Origin of the sequence: Streptomyces anatolicus (assembly GCF_019400875.1) — a bacterium.
GTDB lineage: Bacteria > Actinomycetota > Actinomycetes > Streptomycetales > Streptomycetaceae > Streptomyces > Streptomyces anatolicus.
The window spans coordinates 1-6443 of the sequence record NZ_WMBF01000367.1; the positions used below are offsets into that span (position 1 = coordinate 1).

A 6443-nucleotide genomic window follows, 5' to 3' on the forward strand; every position below is an offset into this window, starting at 1 on the left:
GCGCTGCCGCCTGACCCGCTCACGGCGGGCCTGCGCACGCGCGGAGACCGGCGCCCCGGCGCCGTGCGCGGACGAGACCGAGCCGACCGTGACGAGATCGGGGCGCGTGACCTGCTGCGTGAGGGCCGCCCCCGCCGGGACGAGGCCGAGCGCCACGAGCAGCCCCTCGGCGGGCACCAGGTCGGACCAGTGGCCCGCGCACACCGAGCAGTCGCGGGCATGGCGGGCCAGCCGCTTGCGCCACAGCGCCGAGGGCACGCCGTCCCACCCCGCGGTCAGCTGCCCGAGCCCGTCACAGCGGGGCGCCGCCGCCAGGGCGCGCACCACCACGCGGGCCGTCTCCAGCTGGGCCTTCATCCGCTGCACCCGCACCGCCGCGTGCTGCGGGGACAGCTCAAGGGCCTCGGCGACCTCCGGCCGCGTCAGCTCCCCCGCGGACTCCAGCCACCACAGCGACAGCAGGGCGCGGTCGTCCTCGTCCAGCCACCGCGTGGCCTCCGCGGTCTCCCTGCGCTGCCCGGAGAGACCGAGCCGGGCGATGGTCAGATCCACGAAGTCCGCGCCCGGGTCCACCACGTCATAGCCGTCCGTCGGACCGCCGCCCGCGGGAATGGCACCGGTGGCACGCTCCCGCCAGTGACCGCGTATCTGGTTCATGGTGATCGCCACCAGCCAGCTGCGGAAGGTATCCGGATCACGCAGCCCGTCCAGACCGCCGAGGACGCGGAGCATGGTCTCCTGCACCACGTCGTCCACATCGGCGTGGCCGTTCAGGGCCCGCCCGACGATGTTGTAGACCAGCGGAAGGTACTCCGCCACGAGCGCGTCCTGCGCCTGCTGGTTGCCGTCCCGTGCTGCTCTGATCATCGCTGCTCGGCGTTCGCTGCTCACGCTGTGACCACTTTCTGTGGGGGGACCTGTCTCCTCCGACACAAGGGAGACGCACGGCTTGAGCCCGGATAACAGAAAACCGGTCGGCCTTTCGAAAAACCGGTCGGTCTCTCGGGGAGACCGGGCGGGCTCACGGCTCGTCGCGGGAGGTGTGCTGCTCGGACCTGGCCACGAGCCGGGACAGTTCGACGCGTGAGCGTACCCCGAGCAGCGCGAAGACGTTCCGGAGATGGTGGTCGACGGTCCGCGGGCTCACCGAGAGCCGCCGCGCGACCTCCCGGTTGGTGGCGCCCTCCGCCACACAGCGGGCGATCCTCAGCTGCTGCGGGGTCAGCCGCGACAGACCGCCCGGCGGCTCGGCCGTCCCCGCCTCCCCGGTGGCGCGCAGCTCGGCCCGCGCCTGCGCGGCCCAGGCGCGGGCGCCGCACCGCTCGAAGGAGACCAGGGCGTCCCGCAGCATGCCCCTGGCCTCACCGGGCCGCCGCCTGCGACGCAGCCACTTGCCGTACAGGAGCTGGGTGCGGGCGCTCTCGAAGTCGCCGCCCACCAGCGCGTGGCGGGCGAGCGCCATGGTGTAGAGCGCGTCACTCTCCTCGGGGGCGGCGAGGAGCGCGCGGCAGCGGGCCAGCTGGGCGGGGGCCTGCGGGTCGGCGCCCTGGGCGGCCCAGTCGGCGAACTCCGCCACACAGCCGCGGGCCGACTCTCCCTCCCCGGCCAGGGAGGCCGCCTCCACGAAGCACGGCACGGCGAGCATCCGTACGGCGAAGTGACCTCGGCGCGGCCCCGGCCGCACCACGGGGCCGAGCCGGGCGGCGGCCTCGGGTGCGCGGCCACGGCTCAGGTCGGCGCGGGCAAGCGCCCACTGGGCCAGCGTCGCGGCCTGCACGAGGCCGTGCCGGTCGGCGGTGCGTGCCACGGCCGCGGCATGGGCGGCGACCGCTTCGTCCTCGCCCTCGACGGACGCCACGAGCGCGAGGATCGCGTGATGCTGCGCGGCGATGTTGCGCTGCCCGGTGCGGCCCGCCGTGCGCAGCCCCTCCTCGGCGTGCGCCCGGGCGCGCGCGTGCCGCCCGGCGCGCAGATCGGCGTAGGCCAGGTACTCCAGGGCCTGCGGTACGTGGATGTCGGTGCCCCGCGCCCGTGCCGCGGCCAGCGCCCGCGCGTTGATGCGGGAGGCCGCCGCGAGGTCGCCGACGACGAGGGCGGCGACCCCGGCCCGCAGCAGCCGCGAGGGGTCGTCCGCCGCTTGCCCCCGCGCCACGACCCCGCGCAGCCCGCGGCTCGCGGCACCGAGCCGTCCCCGCATGACGACGGACATCGCGGCGCGGTACTCCTCGCACAGCGGGTCCGGATCCGGGGCCGTATCGGTCTCCCGGGCGGAAGCCGGTACCGCGCCCGCCGCCGATGGCCCCGGGGCGGCTGGCTGCGGTGGCGTGCCCAGGGCCGACAGATATGCCCCGGCGTCGCCCATGTCCCAGGCCGCCGCCATGGCAGAAAGGCAGGCCTCCCTGGCGCCGTCCGGGTCGTGCGGGGTGAGGAGTTCCGCCGCGAGGAGAAGGGCCTCCCGGGCGTCTGCGACCGGGCCGTCCCCGAGCGCGAGCTGCCCCCGGATGAGTGCGACGGCGCCGCGTACCCGGACGTCCCCCGACTCCGAGCGGGCGGCGGCGAGCAGTTCCCGCGCCTGTGCGGGGCGGCCCGCGAGCCGGGCGTGGTGCGCGGCGGCGGCGCGGCGCAGGGCACGCTCGCGCGGGGCCCGCGTGAGGTCCGCCGCCGCCGAAAGGGCCGCTGCCCGCCGGGCATGGGAGGCGGTCCCCGGGGCGTCCGCCTCGGCGGCCAGTGCGGTCGCGAGTGGGGCGTCGGGGCCCTCGGCCGCCAGCGCGCGGTGCAGCTTCCGGAGCAGCGAGGGCGTATGGCCGTCGTCGAGGACCGAGGCGAGCAGCCGGTGGGCGGCGCGGCGCCGGGCGGGCGGGGCCGCGGTGTACAGGGCGCGGCGCAGGCCGGGGGCGTCGAAGCGGATCCGGCCGGCCGCGCGGTGGACGAGCCCGGCCGCCTCCGCCGGGCCCAGCGCCGCGCCGTCGAGTCCGGCCGCCGCGCCGGCCAGGAGGACGAGATCCGCGTCGGCGCCCGCACCCTCGGCACCGGGTTCATGGGCTGCGGCCACGAGGAGCAGCAACTCCTCGGTGTCCGAAGGTAGTTCGATGCGCCCCGGGCCGTCGTACGCGGATGCGTAGCCGTCGTACAGCCGCGGGGGCAGTGGCGTGCGCCCCGCCAGCTGATGCGGTGTCAGGGCGGCGACGAGAGAGTGCATCAGACGCGGATTGCCGCCCGCCGCCTGGAGGACTTCCTCGCGTACGACGGTGTCGGCGCCGCCTCCCGTGAGGTCGTCGAAGAGCGCGGCCGCCTCGGGCGGTGCGAGCGGGTCCAGGTGCAGGACGGGCAGCGCGGCGAGCTGGGGGTCGTCCGCGCGGCGGGCCGCGACGGAGAGGAGCAGGGCGACGGGGTGCGGTCCGCCGAGCCGGCGGGCGGTGAAGCCCAGGGCGGCACGGGACGCGGCATCCCACAGATGGGCGTCGTCCACGCAGATCAGCAGGGGGCGCCCGCCCGCGAGGTCGCGCACCACGGCGAGCAGGGCCCCCGGCTCCTCGGGCAGCGCCCGCGAAGCCGCCCCCGCGCACCACAGGGCGTGCACCCCGCTGTACGGGATCAGGCTCTCGGCGGGGACGGCCCGCGTGCTCAGGACCGTCCCCGCCCCAAGGGAGCGGAAGGAGCGGGCGGCGTGCGCGAGCAGTGTGGTGCGGCCGAGCCCCGGCGCCGCCGCCAGTACGAGTGCTCCGCCCTGCCCTTCGCGCACGCCGTTCAACAAGGAGTCGATCGCGTGCAGTTGAGCGCTCCGGCCGTATATCCGGAGAGGGCCCGTCACAGTCGTCAGTCCGGCCACGACCGTCACGTTACTTCCGCGTAAACCTGCTGGGAAGCCTCTCCGGAGGGGCGGGAAGCCCTGTCAGGAGGTATGCGGGCAGTTGCCCCGGTACTCCTCGATCGTCGAGCTGGGGCGGGGCAGCGGGCAGAGGAACTGCTCGTAGCGCTGGTCGTTGTCGATGAAGCGCTTGAGCCACGAGACGCTGTACTTCGCGATGGTGGTGTTCGAGGTGTTGGGCGTGAAGTGGCTCGCGCCGTTCAGCTCCAGGTACGCCTTGTCGAGGGAGCCGGGAAGGCTCTCGTAGAAGGGCTCCGAATGCGAGGAGACAGGGGCGATCGTGTCACCGTCCGCGCCGACGAGGAGGGTGGGTGTGCGCAGTTCGGGCCAGGTCTTGTCGAGGTTCCAGCCTGTCAGCGGGATCGCCGCCTGGAGCGTTGGGCGGCTCTTGGCGGCCTCCAGGCTGCCTCCGCCGCCCATGGAGTGGCCCATGACGCCGAGTCTGCTGCGGTCGACGCGATCGCGTACCGTACTGCGCTGCGTCAAGTAGTCGAGGGCGGACAGGAGTTGGGCGCCTCGGCTGGCGGGCTGGTCGAGCGTGGTGAGAGTGTCGATGGTGAAGACGACGAAGCCCTGTGAGGCGAGCCGAGGCCCGAGCCAGGAGATGGACGACTGGGTGCCCGTGTAGCCGGGCGAGATCGCGACCGCACCGAACGTGCCGTCGCCGGTGGTCGTCGGGTAGTAGATCGTGCCGCCGCCGAACCCGGTGACGCCCAGGGACGACACACGCGTCTCGGACACGGCGTAGTGGCCGCGGGGGGCCTCGATGCTCGACACGGTCGGCGCGGGGCCGCGTTCGTAGGGGTTCTCGGCGGCGCCCGCGCTGCCCGACTGGGCGGTGATCAGTCCGCCCACCGCCAGTACGGCGGCGAGTCCCGCCCGCAGCAGGCGCGGGCGGAACCGCCGGTCCGGGCGGTGGGACGGAGGGCTGCCGATGGTCTCGTTGCTGAGCTGCTGCACGGCGGTCGTGTCCTTTCGGGGGCGGGTTGCTGGCAGCGGCCACTGTCCGGGCACCCGCGCGCCGCGCACATCGGCGAAATCACCGGTCTTCAACTATCACCGGCAAGGGTCAGCGGCGGTCAGCGCCTGGGGAAGGCTACTTCGGGGTTGCCCGCCGTCGGTCCGTCGAGGAGCGGCCGCGAGGCGCCGCGCAGCCACTTCTCGTAGAAGGCGCCGACGTACGCGCGCGTGATCTGCTGCGACCGCTCGCCGGAGAGCGGCACTCGGGGATCGACGAGGCCCGCCTGCTCCGTGAGGACAGGCACATCGGTGAAGGTGAAGTGCCCGGAGCCCTTGACGGTGAGCCAGCGCTTCCACCCGTCCAGCCCCTCCCAGGTGCGGTCCCAGTTCACGCCGTCCTCGCGCCCCGGCGTGTGCTCCTCCTCGGTGCCGAGCATCAGGAACGGACGGCCGCCGATCCCCGCGGGGCCGGTGTGGAAGCTGCCGTCCATGTTCACGCCCGCCCGGACGCGCGGGTCGGTGGTCATGGTGGCGAGCGCGGCCGCCCCGCCGATGGAGTGCCCACCGGCGCCGATGCGCCGGGAGTCGATCATGCGGGCGTGGCGCCAGGGCGTTCTGTCGCCCCTCAGCCCGTTGTCGCCGGTCAGCCGCTTGTCGCCGGTCAGCCGGTCGATGACGTAGGAGAGGTCCTTGGCGCGCCCCTCGGTGACGACCTTGCCCATCCCCGGCTCGGCGGCGGGCCCACAGGCCCGGCAGGTGAGGATCCGGCCGCCGGGGAAAGCCGTACCGACGGATTCATACGCGTGGTCGACGGTGGCGACGACGAAGCCGCGGGAGGTGAGTTCCTCGGCGAGGTGGGTCAGGGTGGCGCGGGGAGCGGTGAAGCCGGGGGAGAGCACGACGAGCGGGAACCGGCCCCGTGCCGGACGCGCGCCGGAGCGGGCGTGGGTGCGGGTGGCGCTGTACGCGGCGGCGGAGACCTGCCCCTCCAGCTCCGCCGACTCCAGCAGGAGCCGGGCCTCCTCTTCGGAGGTGTACGCCGTGGGGCGCCCACCGCCGTGCCGCGCCGGGTAGTAGACGGACACCATCAGCTCCCGGGCGCCCGCCGAGGGCACCCATGGATCCCGGCGGCTCTTGTCGACGAGATGCAGGGTGTCCCGCCCCACGGCGTACGGTCCCGTGGGGCGCGGCAGCTGCCACGGCGCCGCGGCCACCTCGGCCGTCGTGGCGCGCTCGGTGCTGGTCGCGGGGGTGGCGTGGGCGGCGGCGGTGCCCGCGGCAGGCGCGGCGAGAGCGAGGGCGAGCGCGGCGACAAGGGCGCGGCGGCGTACGGCGGTTCGGCGTGCGGTCATGCCACAGGACGCTAATGCGGGCGAGGTTGAGGCCGCGTCAGCCCTTGGTCGCACCCGCTCCAGACCGTGGAGGTACGTGGATGTCAGCTCGCGGTATGAGGCGCGATATGGCCAGGGTGGCGAGTTTCTGCGGAGGGGCGCGACTGCGGCCGCGTGGCGGCCATCCGCGCGAGGCTCGTGCCCGCGGGGGAGCGGGCGGCCGTACCCGGGGGGCCGACCGGCGCGAGTGGCGCCCAAGCCCAAGCCCAAGCCCAGGATGATCC

General features: G+C 75.0%; 4 protein-coding genes. All 4 read right to left on the minus strand.

Annotated elements, in window-relative coordinates; genetic code table 11:
• Positions 1 to 891 (minus strand): RNA polymerase sigma factor (locus GKQ77_RS24950; protein WP_372459977.1); only part of this gene is annotated, 891 nt, incomplete at its 3' end.
• Between the two features lie 130 nt (positions 892 to 1021).
• On the minus strand, positions 1022 to 3829 hold the full coding sequence (locus GKQ77_RS24955) for a helix-turn-helix transcriptional regulator (protein ID WP_308117777.1): 2808 nt from the start codon (positions 3827 to 3829) through the stop codon (positions 1022 to 1024).
• Between the two features lie 63 nt (positions 3830 to 3892).
• Positions 3893 to 4804, minus strand: a complete 912-nt coding sequence (gene bdeA / locus GKQ77_RS24960; protein WP_219691184.1) for a bis(hydroxyethyl) terephthalate hydrolase — start codon at positions 4802 to 4804, stop codon at positions 3893 to 3895.
• 143 nt (positions 4805 to 4947) lie between these two features.
• Entirely contained in the window at positions 4948 to 6180 is a 1233-nt protein-coding gene (locus GKQ77_RS24965; protein WP_219691181.1) for an alpha/beta hydrolase family protein, read from the minus strand.
• Between the last annotated feature and the right edge of the window lie 263 nt (positions 6181 to 6443).

Excerpts from the sequence above, each read along its gene's own strand:
- GKQ77_RS24965 (WP_219691181.1), bottom strand. The coding sequence starts at position 6,180 with ATGACCGCACGCCGAACCGCCGTACGCCGCCGCGCCCTTGTCGCCGCG.